The following is a 22,214-nucleotide window of genomic DNA, read 5'->3' on the forward strand; positions in this document are numbered from 1 at the left end:
GCTATGAGTACCGAAACCCTAAATAAAGACATCTTACGAGGCGGACAATTCTTGGTAAAAGAGACCAAGTGTGAAGACGTATTTACTCTAGAGGACCTTACTGAGGAGCAAAAAATGATGAGGGAAAGCACCAAAGAGTTTGTAGATAGGGAGCTTTGGGCTCATTGGGAACGATTCGAGAAAAAGGATTATGCCTATACCGAGGAAACTATGCGAAAAGCTGGTGAGCTTGGGCTTTTGAGTATAGCTGTTCCTGAAGCATATGGTGGAATGGGAATGGGATTTGTCTCTACCATGTTGGTGTGTGATTATATTTCTGGCGCCACTGGTTCATTTAGTACTGCTTTTGGAGCTCATACGGGAATTGGTACCATGCCGATTACACTTTATGGAACCGAAGAGCAAAAACAGAAATATGTACCCAAATTGGCTTCTGGAGAATGGTTTGGTGCTTATTGTTTAACAGAACCTGGTGCTGGTTCTGATGCCAATTCTGGAAAAACGAAAGCTGTTCTTTCGGAAGACGGAAAGTATTACAGCATCACAGGGCAAAAAATGTGGATTTCGAATGCGGGATTCTGTAACCTGTTTATTGTTTTTGCCAGAATAGAAGATGACAAAAATATTACGGGCTTTATTATTGAAAATGACCCGGAAAATGGTATCACATTAGGTGATGAAGAGAAAAAATTGGGGATTCACTCCTCCTCTACCCGACAAGTATTTTTCAACGAAACCAAAGTTCCTGTTGAAAATATGCTTTCAGAAAGAGGTAATGGGTTTAAAATTGCTATGAATGCCCTCAATGTTGGTAGAATCAAACTGGCTGCTGCTTGCTTAGAAGCACAGAGACGCGTACTTACCGAAGCTACTAAATATGCCAATGAGCGTATCCAGTTTAAAACTCCCATCATGAACTTTGGTGCCATCAAGGCCAAAATTGCCGACATGGCCACTAATGCTTATGTGGATGAATCTGCTTGCTATCGTGCTGCTAAAAATATTGAAGACCGAATCGCTATTCGGGAAGCTGACGGAAATTCACACCAAGAAGCGGAGCTTAAAGGTGTTGAGGAATACGCCATTGAATGTTCTATTCTTAAGGTTGCCGTTTCGGAACATGTTCAGCACACCACAGATGAAGGGATTCAGATTTTTGGAGGAATGGGCTTTAGCGCGGATACGCCTATGGAATCAGCTTGGAGGGATGCACGTATTTCCAGAATTTATGAAGGAACCAACGAAATAAACAGAATGCTGGCCGTTGGCATGTTGGTCAAAAAAGCCATGAAAGGTCATGTGGACCTGTTAGGTCCCGCAACAGCTGTGGGCGAGGAATTGATGGGCATTCCATCTTTTGACACTCCGGATTTTTCCGAACTGTTTTCAGAAGAAAAAGATTTGATATCCAGATTAAAAAAGGTTTTCTTGATGATTGCTGGAAGTGCTGTCCAAAAGTTCGGCCCAAGCCTTGAAGAACACCAAATGCTATTAATGTCAGCTTCAGACATTTTAATACAGATTTATTTGACAGAATCCACTATATTGCGTACTGAGAAAAACGCCAAAAGATTTGGAGAAAATTCTCAATCCGCTCAAATTGCAATGTCTAAATTATATTTATACAGAGCGGTGGATACCATTATCCAAAAAGGAAAAGAAGCCATAGTTTCTTTTGCTGAGGGTGATGAACAACGAATGATGCTCATGGGGCTTAAACGCTTCACGAAATATACAAATCAACCCAATGTCGTGGCGCTGCGTACACAGATTGCCGACAAAGTAGCCGCGGATAATGGGTATACCTTTGACTAATTCAAATAATGCTTAAACAAAGCTGGTTTGAAAACCGCTCCTTCTCGGAGCGGTTTTTTTGTACATAATTTTGAAGCCTTCCATATACAGCATAACTTTATCCAATGAATAAAAATTTGCTTAAAGCCCTTTACCAATCAGATAGCTTTTCAAAAATGGGCCACAAACTTATTGATACGTTAGCAGAGCATTTGCAAAACAGTATTTCCGATAAAAACAGTAAGGCCATCCGCTGGAATGACCCCCACAACGAGCTCAACTTGTGGAAGGATTTTCTGAGAAACGGAGACAAAGACGATTTCTTCAAAAAAGTCATTGAAAGGACCACACATACCCATAATCCAAAATATGTGGGGCATCAGGTGGCCCCACCTGCGCCTATCACAGCCCTTACTGGAATGTTGGCCTCTTTGATGAACAATGGTATGGCCGTATATGAAATGGGGATGTCACCAACAGCTATGGAACGTATCACCACGGACATGTTAGGTCAAAAATTAGGATATAGCACCGATTCTAGGGGAATATTGACCTCTGGAGGAACGCTGGCTAACCTTACCTCACTTTTGGCCGCCAGAAAAGCTAAAGTGGAATATGATGTATGGAACGCTGGGCATTCACAACCTCTTGGAATAATGGTCAGTGAAGAAGCACATTATTGCGTAGATAGAGCTGCAAAAATTATGGGACTAGGCGAACAGGGAATCATCAAAATTCCAGTCACAAAAGAATTTACCATGGATGTGTCCCTATTGGAAGCTTATTATCAAAATGCAAAAGACAAGGGCATTAAAGTTTTTGCCATCGTTGGAAGTGCCCCTTCAACTGCTTCTGGAATCTACGATGATTTAGAAGCCATTTCCAACTTTGCAGAAAAATACAGACTTTGGTTTCATGTCGATGGTGCCCATGGAGGGGCAGCTATCTTTTCTGAAAAATACAAACACTTGTTAAAGGGAATCGAAAACTCAGATTCGGTGGTAATTGATGGACATAAGATGTTGATGATGCCTACCATAACCACAGCGCTTATCTTTAAAGAGGGTACTCACTCACATACCACTTTTAGTCAAAAAGCTGATTATTTGTTGACCGATACTGATGAGGAGGACTGGTATAATGGAGGCAAAAGGACCTTTGAATGCACCAAAACTATGATGAGCCTTCATTGGTTCGTACTGCTCAAAATGTATGGAGAAGATATTTTTGACCAAAACGTAACGGTTTTGTACAATTTGGCTCAGGAATTTGCCAAGGTGCTCACAACTCATGAAAACTTTGAGTTGGCGATACACCCCCAATCCAATATTTTGTGTTTCAGATTTATGGTTCCCGATTTGCCATTAGATGAGCTAAACAGATTGAATCAATCCATTCGACAGCATCTTTTGGAGGATGGGGAATTTTATCTGGTGCAGACGAAATTTAACGGCATTCACTATCTCAGGACCACTTTAATGAATCCGTTTACCACCATGGAGCATTTGAATTTGCTGTTGAAAAAAATTCAAGTCACTGCCGAAAAACTTTTGACCAGTAAAACTAGCTAATAGATTCCAGTATTTTCTCTTCGCTCTTTTTTCTTGAAAAGTTGATAGCGCATTCTATCAACGCAAGGTGTGAATATGCTTGAGGGAAGTTTCCTAATAATCGCTTGCTTTCAAAATCGATGTCTTCGCTAAATAGTCCGAGATGATTACTATATCCTAATAAGCGCTCAAAGTAGGCCAAGGCTTTATCCTCTTCCCCTATTTTGAACAGGCTATTGATAAACCAAAAAGTGCATATCGTAAATGAAGATGAAGGAAGCCCGAAATCGTCCTCATTTTTATATCGGTAGAGCAACCCATCATTGTTCAAATCTTCTTCGATGGCACGCACAGTACTTACGAACTTTGGGTCTTTGGCATGGATAAATCCATATGACTCCATTAAAAGCACGGAAGCATCCAAATGATGGGATCCATAGGATTGCACAAAAGCATTCACCTCTGGATTCCACGCATGTTCATGGATATCGTGCTTTATTTCCTGTTCCAGAGCAGTCCATTCATTTATCTTTCTTTCCTTTCCAAAAATACGGGCTACTTTAATTGCCCTGTCAATAGCAACCCAGCACAACACTTTTGAAAAGGTAAAGTGCCTATCTTCCCCTCTGAATTCCCAAATTCCTTTGTCGGGCTCTCTCCAGTGTTTATTGACGATCCAAACAATCCCTTTTGTAATACTCCATAAATCCTCTCCATTTTCAATATCATTCTCAAACTTCATCAACTGTTCGTAAATAACATCCATCAAAATACCATAAATGTCATTTTGCTTCTGTTTATAAGCGGCATTGCCTATACGGACCGGTGCAGAACCTTTATATCCTTCCAAATGGTCCAAGGTCTTTTCCGTAAGCGTTTTTTGTCTGTTGATGCCATACATTATTTGCAGTTTCTCATCCTTGTCAGGCATCAAATCAATGATAAATTGCAAGTATCTTCTAGCGGAATTCTTATGTCCTAATTCCGACATTACTTTTATCACCATAGAAGCATCCCTTATCCAGCAAAATCGATAGTCCCAATTTCGGACCTCACCTATGGTTTCCGGTAAAGATGTGGTTGCAGCAGCCAAAACAGCGCCCGTTTTATCATAAGTGAGCAGTTTAAGGGTAATAGCACTGCGCATAATCTCCGCATTAAACTGCTTATAGGTAGGTGTTCTGTCAACCCAATCCAACCAATAAATTTTTGTGCGCTCTAACTCAAGGGATATTTTTTCGGTTGTAGGTCTAAAAATTTTCTCATTGTAGCAGACCAAAAAGTAGCCATCTTCCTTTATTGTAATCTCTTCACCTTCTAAAACTTGTCTTTTATTAAAAGAAGTATACAAGAACAAGGTGTCATACTTTTGCTTATTGGTCAAACTGACAATAAAGTTCTTTTTTATATGGTGGCTTGTCTGCCCTTGGGCATATTCAAGCTTTGGGTCATAGAGCACGCTAAATTTTGGAGCCCCTGATATGTATTTTACGTATCGTACTATTTCTGGTGGAGCATTGTACTTTCCAGTAAGCTTATGGTACCTAGGCATAAAATCATGAACCTCAAAAGCATTCTCTCCATCCGAATAACGTGTTACCAAGATTGCTGTATTTCTGTGATACTTTTGATGTATCTCGTAGTTATACTTTGTCCTGATTTCAAAGCTACCTCCCTTTTTTGTATCCAAAAGTTTTGCAAATACGGATGTTGAATCAAATTGAGGCAAACAACACCACTCTAAAGATCCCGTGTCAGAAATTAATGCGGCGCTTCTACAGTTTCCAATTATTCCGTAATTTAGGTTGTCCATGGTAAGGATGTGTATTTCTGTTGGTTGATAACGGTTTTTATCTTATTATAAATCGAAAAAATAGGAATTTTATTACATTTTTGTCCTAAAATCACCTTTCATGAGTAAAACTATAATTATTTCCAATAGACTACCAGTTCAGTTACAAATAAGTGATGGTGGCCTAAACGCCATTCCCAGTGTTGGAGGATTGGCGACAGGCATGAAATCCGTACATAGTGGTGGGGAAAGTCTTTGGATTGGATGGTCCGGGCTTACCGAGGAAGATACCCCGGCTGACCTTGAAAAGGAGATTGACAAAGCTCTAAAACAACATGGTTGTGCCAAGGTAAACCTCACCACAAAAGAAATGGAAGGTTTTTATTTCGGATTTAGCAACCGTACGATTTGGCCGTTGTTCCATTATTTTCTGGAATACTCGGAGTTTGAATTGGAATTCTGGAATATTTATAAAACCGTAAACCAAAAATTTGCCGATGCTATTATAGCCCATTCAAATGAGGGTGATACCATCTGGGTGCACGATTACCAGTTGATGTTGGTTCCGCAAATGGTCAGGAAACAAAGGCCCAATACTTCAATCGGTTTCTTTTTGCATATTCCGTTCCCGTCTTATGAGATTTTTAGGACCCTCCCTTGGCGGGAAGAAGTTTTGGAAGGACTTTTAGGGTCTGACCTGATTGGCTTTCATACATATGATTACGAGCGTCATTTCTTAAGCTCTGTCAGAAGGCTTCTTGGACTCGATGTTAGTTTTAATGACATTTATTTGGATCACAGGGTAATCAAGGTAGATTCTTTCCCTATGGGAATTGATTACAAAAAATTCAAGGATGCCGCTATCGCCCATGCTCAGAACACCAAAGAAAAACGTAGTGACCTTCAAATAAAATTGGATGATCATAAGGCTTCGGCTCCTGATACCAAGCTTATTCTTTCGATAGATCGGTTGGATTATAGTAAGGGTATTGCAAAACGCATTAATGCCTTTGAATACTTTTTGAACAAGTATCCCGAATACAAAGAAAAGGTTCGGTTGATAATATTGGCAGTACCATCCCGTTCCAATGTACCTCAATATCAATTGCTCAAAAAAGAAATTGACGAGTTGGTGGGTAGAATAAATGGTGAACTGTCAACCGTCAATTGGACTCCCATATGGTATTTTTATCGCTCGTTACCATTTGAAAATCTTATTGATCTTTATACTTCCAGCGATATTGCTTGGCTGACACCGCTTCGTGATGGAATGAATTTAGTCGCTAAAGAATACATTGCTACACGAATAGACAAAACTGGCGTACTCATTTTAAGTGAAATGGCCGGTTCGGCATACGAAATGAACGAAGCCCTATTGATCAATCCCAACAATTTTGAGCAGCAGGCAGATACGCTTAAAAAGGCCATTACCATGCCCAAAGAAGAGCAAATAGCTCGAAATATGTTTCTGCAAAACAGATTGGAGCGATATAATGTTGAGGTCTGGGCCAACGAATTTATGGGTTCCTTGAACCGAAAAAGTGAAGGGGAGCAAACCCATAAATCCAAAAAAATGTCGGAAGCCATACTCGAAAAAGTTGGAGAAAAATATGCCAAATCCAGCAAAAGACTATTGTTTTTGGACTATGACGGTACGCTGACTGGATTTCACAAAGATCCTCAAAAAGCATCTCCAGACGAAGAGTTATACCAGTTGCTAGACGACCTTCACAACCAAGAAAACACGACCCTTTTCCTTATTAGTGGTAGAGACAAACAAACCTTTACCAAATGGTTTCTGCACAAAAAATATAATATGATTGTGGAGCATGGAGTTTGGATTTCAAGACATGGAGAAGAATTCAAACTTTTGGAACAAGTAAAAGGTGAGTGGATGGAAAAAGTCAAGCCCGTTCTAGAGTCTTTTGTAGACCGAACACCAGGTTCTTTTATCGAAGAAAAAAACTACTCCTTGGCATGGCACTATCGAAGTACAGACCCAGATTTCGGGGAAAAAAGAGCCACGGAACTGAATACCGTTCTGACCAGTCTTATCGGAAATGATGACATAAGTGTACTTAATGGCAACAAAGTGGTCGAAATAAAAAGTAGCAATGTAAACAAAGGACGTGCTTCTGTTCGTATATTGGGAGAAGACGATTACGATTTTGTCTTTGCCATCGGTGATGATTGGACTGATGAATTCATGTTCCAAGAACTTCCCGATTCGGCAGTTACGGTTAAGGTAGGGCTTAAAAAGACCCAAGCCAAATATCATGTTGAAAGCACCAAACGGGTAAGAACACTTTTAAAAAGATTTGCTGCAAAATGAACCCCAAATTCATAATCGCTTTGCTACTCAGCGCTTCCTTTTATGGGCAAGTGAACACCGAGGTGTATCTGTTTGATTTATCAATGGAAAACGGGAACCCCATGTTGACCAACCCAAAGAACATTTCAAATAACGAAGGATACGACAACCAACCGTCTTTTTTGGACAACAACACAATACTTTTCTCTTCAACAAGGGCTGAACAAACCGATATCAAAAAATTCAATATTGAAGCCGGGAGTACAACTTCTTGGATTTCCAATACACCCACAGGAAGTGAATATTCTCCATTAAAGATTCCAGGAAAAAATGCAGTTTCTGCCATTCGGCTGGATTTAGATGGACTGCAACTCCTTTATGAATATGATTTGAAGACTGGAGAATCCGTTCCAATTCTTGATCAAATGAAAATTGGTTACCATATATGGTATAGTGACCACAAATTGATTTCTTCAGTATTAGTGGACAATCGGTTGGATTTAGTGATGAGTGATCTTAAGGATGGAACCAATCGTACCCTACAGAGAAACATAGGTCGTTCACTCTCTAAAATCCCAAATTCTGATTTAATCAGTTATATCAGTAAAAAGGAAAATCCTTGGCAAATAAAATCGATAGACCCAAACACTGAAACTATAAATTATATTTCGGATGTTCCAAAGGAAAGTGAGGATATTTGCTGGTTAAATCCCAAAATCATCTTAACTGGAGCGGGAAAGTCATTAATGAAGTTTAATGTAGAAAATGATGTTGAGTGGATTCCCATCATGTATTTTGAGGAAGAGGAAATCAACAACATTAGCAGAATCGCCACAAATGAAAATAGGACCCGCCTAGCATTTGTAGCCGAAGAATCTCCTGCCAATATTGTGCAGCAACAACTGGATGCATACAATGCAAAGGACATAGAGGCTTTTATGTATACGTATTCAAATGACATCAAACTTTACAATTATCCAAACAAATTGTTTTTGGACAATTGGACGGATATGAAAAATAGATATGCTGAATTTTTCGAATCCACCCCTGACCTGCATTGTAAAATCAAAAATCGAATTGTTATTGGCAATAAAGTGATAGACGAAGAATTTATAACCGCCAACGGTTCTAATTTCAGTGCAGTGGCCATTTACGAAGTAGAAAATGGGAAGATTGCAAAAGTCACTTTTATGAGATAAGTTTTTTCGACATATTCGAAAATGACTCTCTGCATCTATTTTCACAAGGTTCTTTCGTTTATCCTATCCTTTTGGCTATTTTTAGTACTTTCATAGACCTTTAAAAAATGATTCACAAATGAAACAAATATTACTCATTTGCCTATTCATCTCAACATCCTTATGTCTGGGTCAAACAGAAACTGAATTTGATAAACCGTATATCTCTTTGGGAGTAATCGTTTCGGATTTGGACGCATCCCTAGATTTTTACACCAAAGTAATTGGTATGAAGCAAACTGGAGAATTCAGCGTAACTGGACCAATTGGCAAAAGCACAGGATTGACAGGTGGGGTTCCGTTTGATGTAAAAGTGCTAAAACTATACGATGACCCCAATGCCACTGAATACAAGTTGATGTCCTTCAAAAATCAGAAGAACAATCCGGAAAAACATATTCAAGAACGCAACGGTATGAGATATACCACCATATTTCTAAAATCTGTCGATGCAGTGCTTCAAAGGATAAAAGACCATAATATTAAATTGTTGGGAGATACCCCGATTGAATTGCCAGACGGAAGAACTTTTATACTTGTCCAAGACCCCGACGGGGTTTTCATTGAGCTTATCGGAAATTAATACCAAAACAATGAAGCAGCTTTATATTTTAACGTCGGTACTATTTTGTATTGCACCAGTTTTTTCCCAAACAGATTCTCGGTTACATGATATCATCAACAATGTTTCTGTCGAACGAATCAAAAGTGATGTTACCACTTTGGCCAACTTCGGAACTCGACATACTTTAAGTGACACCATTTCGCAAACCCGTGGTATTGGTGCCGCAAGAAGATGGATAAAATCAGAATTTGAGAAAACCTCCTCACAATGCAATGGATGTCTAGAGGTATTTTACCAGAAGAACTTGGTTAAAGAAGAGGAAGGTTCAAGAATTGTCAAGGATGTTTGGGTAGTTAATGTAGTTGCCATACAAAGAGGCACCAAATTTCCGAATCGATTTATCATTATGAGCGGAGATATCGATTCCCGTGTTAGTGACCCCAACAACTTCACCTCCGATTCTCCCGGGGCAAATGACAATGCCAGTGGTATGGCAGGAACACTTGAAGCTGCTAGGGTTTTATCAAAATATAGTTTTGAAAGCAGTATTGTCTATGTCGGACTTTCTGGAGAAGAACAAGGACTGTTCGGCGGAAGGGGTCTTGCTGCTTATGCCAAAGAAATGGGTTGGGACATTGTCGGAATTCTCAATAATGATATGATAGGCAATATTACTGGGGTTGATGGTGTCGTCAGTAATCGAGACTTCAGGATTTTCTCAGAACCCGTACCACCAACTGAAACCGAAGACGAACGCAGAGCAAGGCGTTTTTATGGTGGTGAAGTTGATGGTATTTCACGACAATTGGCGAGATATGTCCACAAAACCACCAAACAATATATGCCGGAAATGAATCCAATGATGATTTACCGTCTAGACCGTTTTGGGAGAGGCGGACATCACCGTCCATTTAACGATGTGGGCTTCGCAGGCATCAGAATCATGGAGGCCCATGAAAATTATACCCAACAACATCAAGATATTCGTGTAGAAGATGGTATTGCCTATGGCGATGTATTGGAACACGTCAACTTTGAATATGCAAAGAAATTGACGGCCGTTAATGCGATAAATCTGGCTTCCATTGCTTGGGCTCCCCCTGCTCCTTCTACAGTTGAAATCGGTGGAATTGTTGAACCTTCGGCCAAACTAAAATGGAACAAGGTAGAAGGCGCTGTAGGCTATAAAATTTATTGGCGAGATACCACTTCTCCTACTTGGGATAATTCAAGATATGTGGAGGACGTTTCTGAATATACGTTAAATGGCATTGTTATTGACAATTTCTTTTTTGGAGTTGCATCCGTTGGAAAAGATGGGCATGAAAGTCTTGTAACTTTTCCAAATAAGATTTTTAGATAATATAAACCGCCTCGGTCTATACCAAAAGTTTTGATAGCTACCATATGAAACACTATTTTACATTGATTCTACTGATAGGCGCAATGCATTTTTCAGTAGCTCAGAATTTCACCAGACAAGATACCCTCAGGGGAAGTATTACCCCAGAACGCGCTTGGTGGGATTTAAACTATTATGATTTGAACATCAAGGTTGACCCAGAGACCGAAACTATAGGTGGGTACAACGTAATACGATACAAAGTATTGGAAGAATCTGATATACTTCAAGTTGATTTACAACAACCTTTGAAGATTTTGTCAATTTCTCAAGATGGTGAAGAACTTGATTTCACTTCTGAAGGAGCTGCTCATTTTGTGAAATTGAAAAAGAAGCAGGTACCCGGAGCGTTCAATCATGTTGTGGTAAAGTATTCTGGTGAACCCAAAAAAGCCATTCGAGCTCCGTGGGACGGTGGTTTTTCATGGGATAGGGACAAAAAAGGAAATCCCTTTGCCGCTACCTCCTGTCAAGGATTGGGTGCTAGCGTTTGGTGGCCCAATAAAGACCACATGTATGATGAAGTGGATAGCATGCGGATAAGTGTTGCCGTACCAAAACCCCTAATGAACGTTTCCAATGGAAGACTTCGTAGGGTGGATGAAAACAAGGACGATAAAATCTATACCTGGTTTGTTTCCAATCCAATCAACAACTACTGCGTTAATGTAAATATTGGAGATTATGTTCATTTTGGTGAAAAATATCAAGGAGAAAAAGGAGAGCTTGATATAGATTACTACGTTTTACGCCACAACTTAAAAAAAGCGAAAGAGCAGTTCAAACAAACCTCAATGATGTTGGAGGCCTTTGAACATTGGTTTGGCCCCTACCCTTTTTATGAAGACAGCTTTAAACTTGTCGAAGTACCTTATTTAGGCATGGAACATCAAAGTTCGGTGACCTATGGTAACAAATATCAAAACGGTTATTTGGGTCGTGATCTATCCAAATCAGGTTGGGGACTTAAATTTGATTTTATCATCATCCATGAAGGTGGTCATGAGTGGTTTGCCAACAACATTACTTATAAGGACATAGCCGACATGTGGATACACGAAGCATTTACGGCCTATTCGGAAAATTTGTATTTGGACTATCACTTTGGAAAAAAAGCTTCTGCAGAATATGTCATTGGTACTCGGGACAACATCCGAAACGACCGCCCTATAATTGGACCATATAATGTGAACCAAAGAGGTTCGGGAGATATGTATTACAAAGGGGCCAATATGTTACATACCCTCAGACAATTAATTGAGGATGATGAATTATGGAGACAGATTCTAAGAGGTTTGAATGAAGAGTTTTACCATCAAACGGTGACCACCGAACAAATTGAAAACTATATCAGTGAAAAAACCGGAATAGACCTTTCTGCTTTCTTTAATCAATACCTAAGAACCACCATGGTTCCAAAATTGGAATATTCCCTCGACGGAAACACCATAAAGTACCGCTATGTCAATGTTGTGGAAAATTTTGATATGCCCGTTCGAATTTTTGTAGATGAAAAAGAACATTGGCTATACCCAAATTCTAAATGGAAAACAGAAACTCTGGACGGAACAAACCCAGAATTTGATATCAACTTTTACATTGAAACCGAAAAAATCTAGGTTGAAAACGTATCCAGAACATTATTTTAAGAATGATACTGAGTGGAGGCACTGGCTCCGTGCAAACCATGCCACATCTGAAGGAATCTACTTAATTCTTTATAAAGTCGATCATGAAATGGAAAGCATGCGTTGGGAAGAGGCGGTTCGAGTGGCACTATGTTATGGATGGATTGATAGTACGGTAAAAAGTCTTGGAGATGGTAAACGCAGGCAATACTTCTGTCCAAGAAAACCCAAAAGTGTTTGGAGCAGGGTCAACAAAAACCACATCAAAGAACTTATTCAAGATGGTTTGATGCACAAAAGTGGTCTAGCTGTTATTGAAACCGCCAAAAAAAATGGTTCATGGGTAGCCTTAGATGATGTTGAAAACGGTGTTGTTCCGCAAGACCTACAGAAGGCCTTCGACAATAACAAAATAGCATTTGAAAATTTCCAAAACTTTACCCATGGGCAACGTAAAAGCTACTTGTATTGGTTAAACCAAGCAAAACGGGAAGAAACCAGACAGAAAAGGATTAAGGAAATCGTTAATTGCTGCGAAGCCAACATGAAATCTAGAACCCCCGGAGGCAGATGAAAAACAGAATCAAAATAGCGAGTTATATTTCATCATTGTTCATTTTATTAGGATGCCAAAACAAAGAACCAAAGCAATCCGTGGATATGTGCATTGCCAATACCAATGTAATTGACTTGGAAACCGGGCAAATCAAATTACAGGATGTTTATATTAATAATGGACGGATAAGTACGCTTATTAACACCGATGATAACACAGATTACATTGCGAAAAGCACTATAGATGCAACCGGAAAATATCTTCTCCCAGGTTTTTGGGATAATCATATCCATTTGCGTGGTGGAGATTCCCTTATTTCAAACAACAAAAACTTTTTAAACCTCTTTATTGCCAACGGTATTACCACCGTTAGGGATGCTGGAGGTGATCTTACCCCATCCGTTTTGGAGTGGAAACATCAAATTGCCGAAGAAAAACTGGTAGGCCCAACAATATTTACCTCTGGATCTAAAATAGATGGTCCTAATGCCACTTGGGCCGGTTCCTTGGAAGTGGAAAAGGAAGCTGATATTAACACTGCATTGGATTCTCTGGAAAAACTCCGTGTAGATTTTGTAAAACTGTACGATAGTAGAATTTCTGGGGAACACTACTTAAAAACAATAGAACAAGCTGAAACCAGAGGTTTGATAACATCGGGACACATGCCTTTTACAGTAACCCTTAACGAAACCATAGATGCAGGGTTGGACGCTGTGGAGCATCTGTATTATATTATGAAAGGGTGCGCTAGCAATGAAGTGGAAATTACAGAAAAGCTTAAATCCAAAGAAATTGGGTTTTGGCAAGCCATGCCCGCTCTCATGGACAATTATGCCGATAGCACCGCCCAAAAAACATTTCAAAAGTTAAAAGACCAGCAGGTCTTTGTAGTACCCACACTTCATATTGGCAAAACTTTGAGTTATTTAGATGAAATAGACCACAGCGACGATACATACTTAAAGTTTATGGGGGATGGCCTTATACAGACATATCAGGGGCGAATCAATAGAGCATTAAATGCTTCTGAAAAAGTAAGAAGGGACCGAAAAAAGCTTGATGCCTTTTTTGGTCAACTTGCCAAGGCATTAAATGATGCGGGAGTAGGTCTTTTGGCAGGCTCAGACAGTGGGGCATATAATTCCTATACCTATCCAGGGATTTCATTGCATGAGGAGCTAAAGGAAATGGTCGAAAATGGAATTTCTCCTTTGGATGCTCTGCGAACATCAGCGCCAAATGGAGCTAAGTTTTTGAAAAAGAGTACTGACTATGGTAGTATTTCGAAGGGGAAAATTGCCGAACTTGTAATTCTAGATGCCAATCCGTTGGAAAATATTGAAAATACTCAAAAAATATATGCGGTACTTAAAGGAGGAACGCTATTTACTGAAAAGCAACTCAATGACCTTTTGAACGCATCCGAAATACAGTAACAATGAAAGCTACGTTTAAAAAAATCACCCTTCTCCTACTTGTTTGCACCTTTGGAAGCTCATGTCAACCCAAACAGCAGGAAGAAGAGATTAGTCCTACCGTAATCCTCATTTCAAAGGCCAATATTATTGATGTTCGAACGGGGCAAGTCAGAACAGGCCAAAACATTTTTATTGACTCTGGGAGAATAAAGCAAATCAATGCCAAGGAAATTGATGATTTCTCAAAATACAACACGGTCATTGATGCCGAAGGTCAATTTGTTATTCCAGGGATGACGGAGATGCATGCACATATTCCCCAACCCCCCACCTCAAAAGAACGTTTAGAAGATGTATTGTTCCTGTATTTATCACAAGGTATAACAACAATCCGGGGAATGTTAGGACATCCTAATCATTTAGAGCTTAGAAAAAAAGTGCAAAATCATGAAGTTTTAGGCCCAAGAATATTTACTTCGAGTCCTTCACTCAATGGAAATTCCGTAAAAACAGAGGAAGAGGCCATTGAAAAAGTAACGGCTTATCAAAAAGCGGGCTATGATTTCTTGAAAATTCATCCTGGAATTCAGCGAAATGTATTTGATCAGCTGGTAAAAACGGCCAATGAGGTCGGAATCCGGTTTGCCGGTCATGTTCCTGTAGATGTGGGTATACGTCATGCGCTCGAGAGCAAATTTGCAACCATCGACCACGTAGATGGTTTTTTGGAAGGATTGGTCCCGAACTCTGAAAATGTGAATCCTTCTTCAAATGGTTTTTTTGGCTACAACTTCACTTTTTTGGCAGATACCACCAAAATTGACGAATTGGTACAATTGTCAAAAGATAATAAGGTATGGATAGTCCCCACACAAAGCCTCTTTGAGCGATGGTTCGCACCAGCTAATGTCGACAGCTTATTGACAGAATCCGAAATGAAATACATGCCGAAATCCACCTTGGAAAATTGGAGACGAGTTAAAGTTCAGACTATGGAAAATTCGGGCTTTAATATTTCCCAATGGAAGCAATTTGATGCCATTCGGAAAAGCCTAATCAAAAAACTTCAAGACAATGGCTATGGAATACTTTTGGGGTCAGACGCCCCGCAGTTGTTCAACGTCCCTGGGTTTTCCGTACAGCATGAAATGCAAGGAATGGCTAGAGCGGGAATGCAACCCTTGGAAATCCTTCAAGCTGCCACCATCAATCCGGCCATATTTTTTGAGATGGAAAACACTTTTGGTGAAATAAAAGAAGGTAACGAAGCTGATTTGATTCTTCTTGCTTCGAATCCATTGGATGACCATAAGAATTACACAAAAGTTTCCGGAGTTATGACCCGTGGCACCTGGATTTCCAGTACTGATATTGAAAATAGGTTGAAAGAAATTGCTGAAAGCGCAGCTAAAAACTAAATGCAAAGAAGGTGATTCGTGTAAGTTAACTAGTAGGGAATATATTAAGGATGGTTATTCAAAATCAGAAAACCAAGTAATTAGTTAAGAAACGAAGACTTAAATCAAAAATCAATAAGGCATATAGTATGAAGTTTTAATCTATACAGTCCTTTTCCCTTAACACCTTTTTAAGAAATCCACTTACTGTTTTTGGTATCTTTAGCCGACTAATTTAACCGAAATGAAATATTTCTACACCACGCTGATGCTCTTGGCATCGCTTCCCCTTTTTTCACAGGAATTTTCAATGGATTTGGTTCAAGACATGAAACCGCGTAACATAGGTCCAGCGGGAATGAGTGGCCGGGTCACCTCTATTGATGTAGTCCATTCCAATCCAGATATCATTTATGTGGGAACAGCTTCCGGAGGACTTTGGAAATCTACCTCTGGTGGAATCAAATGGGAACCTATTTTTGATAAGGAAGTTACCGCTTCCATTGGTGCAGTTGCCGTTCAGCAATCAAATCCATCCGTGATATGGGTAGGAACGGGTGAAGGAAACCCAAGAAACAGTCTTAATGGAGGATATGGTATCTATAAATCCCTTGATGGGGGTAAAACGTGGAAGTCCATGGGGCTTGAGAAGACAAGACACATCCATAGAGTTATTATTGACCCAACCAATCCAGATGTGGTTTATGCTGGTGCGATAGGGTCTCCGTGGGGAATTCATCCAGAACGCGGTGTATATAAAACCACTGATGGTGGAAAAACCTGGGACAAAATCCTATTTGTAAATAATAAGACAGGGGTTGCAGATTTAGTAATGGACCCTACCAATCCTAACAAGCTTATTGCGGCCATGTGGGAACACAAGCGAGACCCATGGTTTTTCGAATCTGGTGGTGTGGGAAGCGGACTATATATTACCCACGATGGTGGAATCAATTGGAAAAAATTAACTGATGAAGATGGTCTCCCAAAGGGAGAGCTCGGACGTATAGGGGTTACCATAGCCAAGAATAAGCCCAACATTATTTATGCACTTGTAGAAGCTAAGAAAAATGCACTCTACAAATCTGAGGATGGAGGTTTTAAATGGAAGAAAATTAATGATAAAAATGATATCGGGAATCGACCCTTTTATTATTCTGAAATCTATACCGACCCCCAAAATGAAAATAGAGTCTACTCCATTTTTACTTATGTAAATGTTTCAGAAGATGGAGGAAGGAATTTCAAACAATTAATGCCTGCATACCAAGTAAACAATGGGGTGCATCCGGATCATCATGCCTGGTGGATCCATCCAGAAAATGGGCAATTTATGATTGATGGTAATGATGGCGGTCTTAATATTACCAAAGATGGGGGGAAAACCTGGCGTTTTATTGGAAATCTTCCTGTGGCCCAGTTCTATCATATCAACATTGATAATGAATATCCCTATAATGTTTATGGCGGAATGCAGGATAACGGTTCCTGGAGAGGTCCTGCCTATGTATGGCGTGCCCAAGGTATCCGAAACAGCTATTGGCAGGAAATCGCTTTTGGTGATGGTTTTGATGTTGTACCAGATTTAGACGATAATCAATTTGGATATGCTATGAGTCAGCAGGGCTTTGTGTCTCGATACGATTGGAAAACCGGAAACAATTATACGGTAAGACCAACTCCGCCTGATGCTACTACAAAACTCCGTTTTAATTGGAATGCCGGGATAGGTCAAGACCCTTTTGATAACGGCACCGTATATTTTGGCAGTCAATTTGTGCACAAATCCACCAACAAAGGATTGACTTGGGAAGTCATTTCTCCTGATTTGACTACCAATGACAAGGAGAAACAAAAGCAACACGAAAGTGGTGGACTTACCATGGATGCCACTGGTGCAGAAAATTATTGTACTATTTTGGTTATCGAACCTTCACCTGTGGAACAAGATATGCTTTGGGTCGGTACAGATGACGGACGTGTTCATTATACTCAAAATGGAGGTAATAGTTGGACCGAGGTCACGGAAAATATCAAAGGATTACCGCGAGGCAGCTGGATTCCTCAAATTAAAGCTTCCAAGACCAACAGGGGTGAAGCATTGTTGGTAGCAAACGATTATAGAAGGTTCAACTACGAACCCTATGTTTATCGAACCAAGGATTACGGAAAAACTTGGACTCGAATTGTCGATGCCAACGATGCCGAAAGCTATGCTTTGTCCGTTGTAGAGGACCCAAAGAACCCAAATCTTATGTTTCTAGGAACGGATGATGGACTTTATATTTCCTTTAATGCTGGTGGGAAATGGCAAAAATGGACCGAAGGTTTCCCAACTGTTTCTACCAAAGATTTAGCTATTCAACCTCGTGAGGAGGATTTAGTCATTGGTACCTTTGGAAGAGCTGCTTGGGTTTTAGATGACATCCGTCCTTTAAGAGCGTTGGCTTCCAATCCTTCTGTTTTACAAAAAGACATCAAACTTTTTGATAGCCCAGATGCTTACTTGGCGGCCTATCAGCAGGCTACGGGAAGTCGTTTTGGAGGTGATGCCTTATATAATGGCGAAAACCGAAAGTCGGGAGCCATGATTACGTACTATCTCAAGGATGGAAAAAGTGAATCAAAATCCGAGGAAAACAAGGAAGAAAAAGATGAAGAAATCGAGAAAGACAAAACCAAAATAACCAAGGATTCCATTTTTTTCAAGTTTTATGATGGTGACAAATTAATTCGAACCCTCAAGTACAAAACCCCGAAAAAATCGGGCTTCCATAGAATCTATTGGAATCTTGATGAGAAGGGCCCCGACAGGCCTTCAAGAAAAATCAATAACAGCAAGTCCGAATCGGGCGGCATCAACGTTAAGCCTGGGACATACAAGGTTAAAGTATATTATGGAAAAGCTGTTGATTCCACCAACATTACGGTAAAGATAGACCCTAGGCTCAATACATCGACTGCATCCATAAACGAAGTATATGCAACTGGTAAAGAGCTGGAAAAATATATTCAAACCGCCGCTGATGCTGTGAAACAGTTAGTGCAGAGTAAAAATCTGGCCAACAAGTTCCAAAAGGAGCTCAAAGAGTTCGGCAAGGAAAAATATAAAAAGGAAATTGACGCCTCGAAGGAGATTGTAAAACAAATTGATTCTGTCTTAGCACTTTATCTGGGTAAAGAAGATAAAAGACAGGGAATCACACGTAATCCAGAAATCTCCGTTATGCAACGATTGAACACAGCAAGTTTTTACGTCGATACTAGAAAAACTGGAGTAACGGCGACGGAAAAAAGATTGCTTCAATTTGCCAAAGAGGAGCTTAAATCTGCGTTGGACAAGACGAATTCTTTCTTCAACACTGATTGGAAACCCTATAAAGAATCCATTGAAGCTTTGGAGGTATCACCATTTAAACAAACATCAACTTTTACTTTAGATTAATGAAAAAAACAATGTTGCTTGGGGCTTTGTTGGCCTCTATGATTACTATAAATGCTCAACAAGCGGGCGAAGATGAATGGGGTGCATGGTATATGTATTTCGGCACCAATAAAATAGCGGAACGTTTCAGTATCCATACCGAAGCGCAATTTAGGTTTTATGAGACCACATCCAATTTCAATCAGTTATTGCTTCGTACAGGGCTCAATTATCATATCAATCCAAGTGCTATTGCAACCGGTGGTTATGGGTATATCTCCACGGACACCAATTTTTTGGAATTTCCTGGAGAGGTCAACACGAAGGAACATCGTATTTTTCAACAGTTCATTCTAAAGAATAAAGTTTGGGAATTTCTTTTTGAACATCGTTACAGGCTGGAGCAGCGCTTTTTGGATTTCGGAGACCGCACCGACACCCAGCATAGGGCTCGGTACAGAATTCAAGTCACACTACCTCTTACCGATACTTTTTTCTTGAATTTTTATGATGAATTGTTCATTAACCTTCAAGACAACCTGTTTGGTCAAAATCGTTTATACGGGGCATTGGGCATTCATATTACCGATAATAGTAGTATTCAATTTGGATACTTGAGAAATCAGTTCAGTAGTGCAGTTTTTGACAGGTTACAGATAGGTTTCTTCTTTAATCCCGACCTAAGAGGTGTATTCAAAAAGAAGGTTAAGGACAAATAATTAGTTGTTCCGTTTGACCTTCTGTAAAACGTTTTATCAGAATGAGTCTACAAAAAGTAACCTTCAAGAACCATCAAGGGCAAACACTGGTCGGACGATTGGAACTTCCAGCGGATAGCCATCCCCATAACTTTGCCATATTTGCTCATTGCTTTACGTGCAATAAAAACCTGTTGGCAGTAAAAAACATAAGCAAAGGATTGACATCCAACGGTTTTGGTGTGCTTCGTTTTGATTTTACCGGATTGGGTGAGAGTGAGGGTGATTTTGCCGATACCAATTTTTCTGGCAATGTCGAGGATTTGGTTGCTGCCGCACAATTCCTCGAAGAAAATTATATAGCTCCTACTTTAATTGTAGGGCATTCATTGGGTGGAGCGGCTTCAATCTTTGCTGCTGGTGAAATAGCATCTATAAAGGCGGTAGCAACTATAGGTGCACCATCGAACCCGGTCCATGTAAAACATCTTCTTAAGAGTGGGATTAACGAAATTCAATCTGAAGGGAAAGCGGTCATAAATCTCAGCGGAAGGGATTTCACGATAAAAAAACAGTTTTTGGATGACCTAGAGACCAAATCACTGCCAGAAACAGCAAAGTCTTTAAGAAAACCGTTGTTGATAATGCACTCACCCCAAGATGATACCGTGGGCATTAAGAATGCAGAGGAAATCTATGTGTCGGCCCACCACCCGAAAAGTTTCGTTTCATTGGACGGGGCAGACCACTTACTGTCTAAAAAGGAAGATTCAATCTATGTTGGTGAAGTAATTTCAGGATGGGCGAAAAGATATCTCAATGAGGGTAAAGAAAATAAGCCTGTATTAAAAACCAAACATCAGGTTGTGGCGAGTTTGGATGGAGCGGATGGGTTTACAACCCAAATGAAAGTAGGTAACCATTATATGGTTGCTGATGAACCCGAAAGTTATGGTGGAAACGACTTCGGCCCTTCCCCCTATGAGTTGGTTTCGGCAGGTTTATCGGCATGTACGGCCATGACCATTCAAATGTATAGTAAGCGAAAAGGTTGGATTGTGAATAATGTAGAAGTTCATACCTCATACAGTAAATCCCATGCTGAAGATTGTGAAAACTGTGAAAGCAACAGTGCTAAAATTGACACATTTCACCGTGAAATAAGACTGACCGGAGATTTGGACGACAAACAAAAAGCGCGGATTATGCAGATTGCCGATAAATGTCCCGTTCACAAAACACTTCATAGTGAAACACAGGTAATCAGTAGTTTGGTTGACTAACTAATTACTGCTATTTCATTCGCATATAGAGGACATCAAAATAGTCAAGTTCCAATTCTATGGCAGCGCTATGGATTTTACGTAGAGATTTTACGTAATCATGTTGTGTAATGTATCCCTTAAGCCTGTCTCTTTTTAAACGCTCGTACCCCTTACAAAAAGACTTTCTCTTTTTGTAGTACTTTAGTAAATCGATATAATTTGAAGGTTGAATAACCAACATATACTATTTTTTAAGTGCCCAATGGGGGATTTTAAGGCGTTTAAAAAAATAACGGTTTAAATCGAAAAATAGTATTTCGTCGGATATTATTATCCTTTCATCGATGAAAATGGAGTGGTTATTATCAGACAAAAATTATTGTCATCTGGACAAATAATGAGTAACTTGGGCAAAATCCTTAAAACAAAACCATGAAAAAAATATGCGCAATGGCTATGGGACTTATTCTAATTGGTGCCACCAGTTGCAAACAACCTAAGAAAGAAACTGAGACCAAATCCGAAGAGGTGGTTGAAGAAGTAAAGGAGGAAATTATAGAAGTAAAATCTATTAAATTTTCAATGGAACCTAAAAGTGACAGTAATGTAGGTGGCGAAGTAACTTTTACAGAAGAAAACGGAAATGTAATTATGAAAGCTTCGTTGACAGGTCTTACCGAAGGAGAACATGCCATTCATATTCATGAAAAGGCAGATTGTTCCTCTGCCGATGGGAAATCGACAGGTGGGCATTGGAACCCAACATTTCAACCTCATGCCAAATGGGGAGCCGAAGGTGGTTATCATAAAGGTGACATCGGAAACTTTGTAGCCGATGCTGAGGGTAATGCTACGGTAGATTTTGCCACCAACGAATGGTGCATTGGCTGCGATGACGAGACCAAGAATATTGTGGGCAAAGCAGTTATTGTTCATCAAGGTGTGGACGATTACACGTCCCAACCCAGTGGGGCCGCCGGAGCGCGAGTAGCTTGCACCGGGATTATCCAATAAAAAACATCGTAAAAAGGATTCCAAAATTGGAATCCTTTTTATTTTTATCCATTTGTGGGTTGAAAAGAGTTGGATTCCCAAATGATGTAGCAACACGCTTAAGGTCTCCCCTATCTTCTTAGCGCATAACTAAATTGAATATTTTTTATATATTTATGT

The 22,214-nt window shown here is 39.8% G+C and carries 16 protein-coding genes; 14 read left to right on the top strand and 2 right to left on the bottom strand.

Going from position 1 to position 22,214, the window contains the following annotated elements:
- Positions 1-3 precede the first annotated feature (3 nt).
- Both E4661_RS14100 and E4661_RS14105 read left to right on the top strand, forming a co-directional pair.
- Entirely contained in the window at positions 4-1,815 is a 1,812-nt protein-coding gene (locus tag E4661_RS14100) for an acyl-CoA dehydrogenase family protein (RefSeq protein ID WP_136468101.1), read from the top strand.
- 104 nt (positions 1,816-1,919) lie between these two features.
- Entirely contained in the window at positions 1,920-3,365 is a 1,446-nt protein-coding gene (locus tag E4661_RS14105) for a pyridoxal phosphate-dependent decarboxylase family protein (RefSeq protein ID WP_136468102.1), read from the top strand.
- On the opposite strand, the gene E4661_RS14110 is transcribed toward E4661_RS14105, so the two are convergent.
- The gene (locus E4661_RS14110; RefSeq protein WP_136468103.1) at positions 3,358-5,157 is read right to left on the bottom strand and encodes a glycoside hydrolase family 15 protein; all 1,800 of its coding nucleotides are present in this window, start codon (positions 5,155-5,157) and stop codon (positions 3,358-3,360) included. The two genes, E4661_RS14105 and E4661_RS14110, sit on opposite strands and share 8 nt — an antisense overlap.
- 100 nt (positions 5,158-5,257) lie before the next feature.
- Between E4661_RS14110 and E4661_RS14115 the strand changes: the two genes are divergently transcribed.
- The 11 genes from E4661_RS14115 (at position 5,258) to E4661_RS14165 (ending at position 21,059) form a co-directional block, all read left to right on the top strand.
- Positions 5,258-7,468: a bifunctional alpha,alpha-trehalose-phosphate synthase (UDP-forming)/trehalose-phosphatase gene (locus tag E4661_RS14115; protein ID WP_136468104.1), complete on the top strand. Its 2,211-nt coding sequence runs from the start codon at positions 5,258-5,260 to the stop codon at positions 7,466-7,468.
- On the top strand, positions 7,465-8,646 hold the full coding sequence (locus E4661_RS14120) for a nuclear transport factor 2 family protein (protein ID WP_136468105.1): 1,182 nt from the start codon (positions 7,465-7,467) through the stop codon (positions 8,644-8,646). The genes E4661_RS14115 and E4661_RS14120 overlap by 4 nt, the downstream gene beginning before the upstream one ends.
- 118 nt (positions 8,647-8,764) lie before the next feature.
- Complete coding sequence (locus E4661_RS14125; protein ID WP_136468106.1) at positions 8,765-9,268, top strand: VOC family protein; 504 nt, start codon at positions 8,765-8,767, stop codon at positions 9,266-9,268.
- A gap of 10 nt (positions 9,269-9,278) precedes the next feature.
- Positions 9,279-10,613, top strand: coding sequence for a M28 family peptidase (locus E4661_RS14130; RefSeq protein WP_136468107.1), 1,335 nt, complete (start codon positions 9,279-9,281; stop codon positions 10,611-10,613).
- Positions 10,614-10,657: 44 nt separating this feature from the next.
- Positions 10,658-12,271, top strand: coding sequence for a M1 family metallopeptidase (locus E4661_RS14135; RefSeq protein ID WP_136468108.1), 1,614 nt, complete (start codon positions 10,658-10,660; stop codon positions 12,269-12,271).
- A gap of 1 nt (position 12,272) precedes the next feature.
- Positions 12,273-12,854, top strand: coding sequence for a YdeI/OmpD-associated family protein (locus E4661_RS14140; RefSeq protein ID WP_240751486.1), 582 nt, complete (start codon positions 12,273-12,275; stop codon positions 12,852-12,854).
- Entirely contained in the window at positions 12,851-14,275 is a 1,425-nt protein-coding gene (locus E4661_RS14145; RefSeq protein ID WP_136468110.1) for an amidohydrolase family protein, read from the top strand. The genes E4661_RS14140 and E4661_RS14145 overlap by 4 nt, the downstream gene beginning before the upstream one ends.
- 2 nt (positions 14,276-14,277) lie before the next feature.
- Positions 14,278-15,675, top strand: a complete 1,398-nt coding sequence (locus tag E4661_RS14150; RefSeq protein WP_136468111.1) for an amidohydrolase family protein — start codon at positions 14,278-14,280, stop codon at positions 15,673-15,675.
- A gap of 223 nt (positions 15,676-15,898) precedes the next feature.
- Entirely contained in the window at positions 15,899-19,099 is a 3,201-nt protein-coding gene (locus tag E4661_RS14155) for a VPS10 domain-containing protein (protein WP_168796378.1), read from the top strand.
- The gene (locus E4661_RS14160; RefSeq protein ID WP_136468112.1) at positions 19,099-19,797 is read left to right on the top strand and encodes a DUF2490 domain-containing protein; all 699 of its coding nucleotides are present in this window, start codon (positions 19,099-19,101) and stop codon (positions 19,795-19,797) included. The genes E4661_RS14155 and E4661_RS14160 overlap by 1 nt, the downstream gene beginning before the upstream one ends.
- Positions 19,798-19,838: 41 nt before the next feature.
- Positions 19,839-21,059: a bifunctional alpha/beta hydrolase/OsmC family protein gene (locus E4661_RS14165; RefSeq protein ID WP_136468113.1), complete on the top strand. Its 1,221-nt coding sequence runs from the start codon at positions 19,839-19,841 to the stop codon at positions 21,057-21,059.
- Positions 21,060-21,069: 10 nt separating this feature from the next.
- Here the strand turns inward: E4661_RS14165 and E4661_RS14170 are convergent, their stop codons facing one another.
- Entirely contained in the window at positions 21,070-21,282 is a 213-nt protein-coding gene (locus tag E4661_RS14170; RefSeq protein ID WP_136468114.1) for a hypothetical protein, read from the bottom strand.
- A 191-nt stretch (positions 21,283-21,473) separates the two neighbouring features.
- On the opposite strand from E4661_RS14170, the gene E4661_RS14175 reads away from it, so the two are divergent.
- Complete coding sequence (locus tag E4661_RS14175) at positions 21,474-22,055, top strand: superoxide dismutase family protein (protein ID WP_136468115.1); 582 nt, start codon at positions 21,474-21,476, stop codon at positions 22,053-22,055.
- The last annotated feature ends 159 nt before the right edge of the window (positions 22,056-22,214 follow it).

The organism is Flagellimonas onchidii (assembly GCF_004804315.1).
Lineage (GTDB): Bacteria > Bacteroidota > Bacteroidia > Flavobacteriales > Flavobacteriaceae > Flagellimonas > Flagellimonas onchidii.

Bases quoted from the DNA above. Each gene is read 5' to 3' on its own strand.
- E4661_RS14170 (WP_136468114.1), bottom strand. From the start codon at position 21,282: ATGTTGGTTATTCAACCTTCAAATTATATCGATTTACTAAAGTACTAC.
- E4661_RS14125 (WP_136468106.1), top strand. From the start codon at position 8,765: ATGAAACAAATATTACTCATTTGCCTATTCATCTCAACATCCTTATGT.
- E4661_RS14135 (WP_136468108.1), top strand. From the start codon at position 10,658: ATGAAACACTATTTTACATTGATTCTACTGATAGGCGCAATGCATTTT.
- E4661_RS14120 (WP_136468105.1), top strand. From the start codon at position 7,465: ATGAACCCCAAATTCATAATCGCTTTGCTACTCAGCGCTTCCTTTTAT.
- E4661_RS14100 (WP_136468101.1), top strand. From the start codon at position 4: ATGAGTACCGAAACCCTAAATAAAGACATCTTACGAGGCGGACAATTC.
- E4661_RS14175 (WP_136468115.1), top strand. From the start codon at position 21,474: ATGAAAAAAATATGCGCAATGGCTATGGGACTTATTCTAATTGGTGCC.
- E4661_RS14155 (WP_168796378.1), top strand. From the start codon at position 15,899: ATGAAATATTTCTACACCACGCTGATGCTCTTGGCATCGCTTCCCCTT.
- E4661_RS14130 (WP_136468107.1), top strand. From the start codon at position 9,279: ATGAAGCAGCTTTATATTTTAACGTCGGTACTATTTTGTATTGCACCA.
- E4661_RS14115 (WP_136468104.1), top strand. From the start codon at position 5,258: ATGAGTAAAACTATAATTATTTCCAATAGACTACCAGTTCAGTTACAA.
- E4661_RS14110 (WP_136468103.1), bottom strand. From the start codon at position 5,157: ATGGACAACCTAAATTACGGAATAATTGGAAACTGTAGAAGCGCCGCA.
- E4661_RS14150 (WP_136468111.1), top strand. From the start codon at position 14,278: ATGAAAGCTACGTTTAAAAAAATCACCCTTCTCCTACTTGTTTGCACC.
- E4661_RS14105 (WP_136468102.1), top strand. From the start codon at position 1,920: ATGAATAAAAATTTGCTTAAAGCCCTTTACCAATCAGATAGCTTTTCA.
- E4661_RS14160 (WP_136468112.1), top strand. From the start codon at position 19,099: ATGAAAAAAACAATGTTGCTTGGGGCTTTGTTGGCCTCTATGATTACT.
- E4661_RS14165 (WP_136468113.1), top strand. From the start codon at position 19,839: ATGAGTCTACAAAAAGTAACCTTCAAGAACCATCAAGGGCAAACACTG.
- E4661_RS14145 (WP_136468110.1), top strand. From the start codon at position 12,851: ATGAAAAACAGAATCAAAATAGCGAGTTATATTTCATCATTGTTCATT.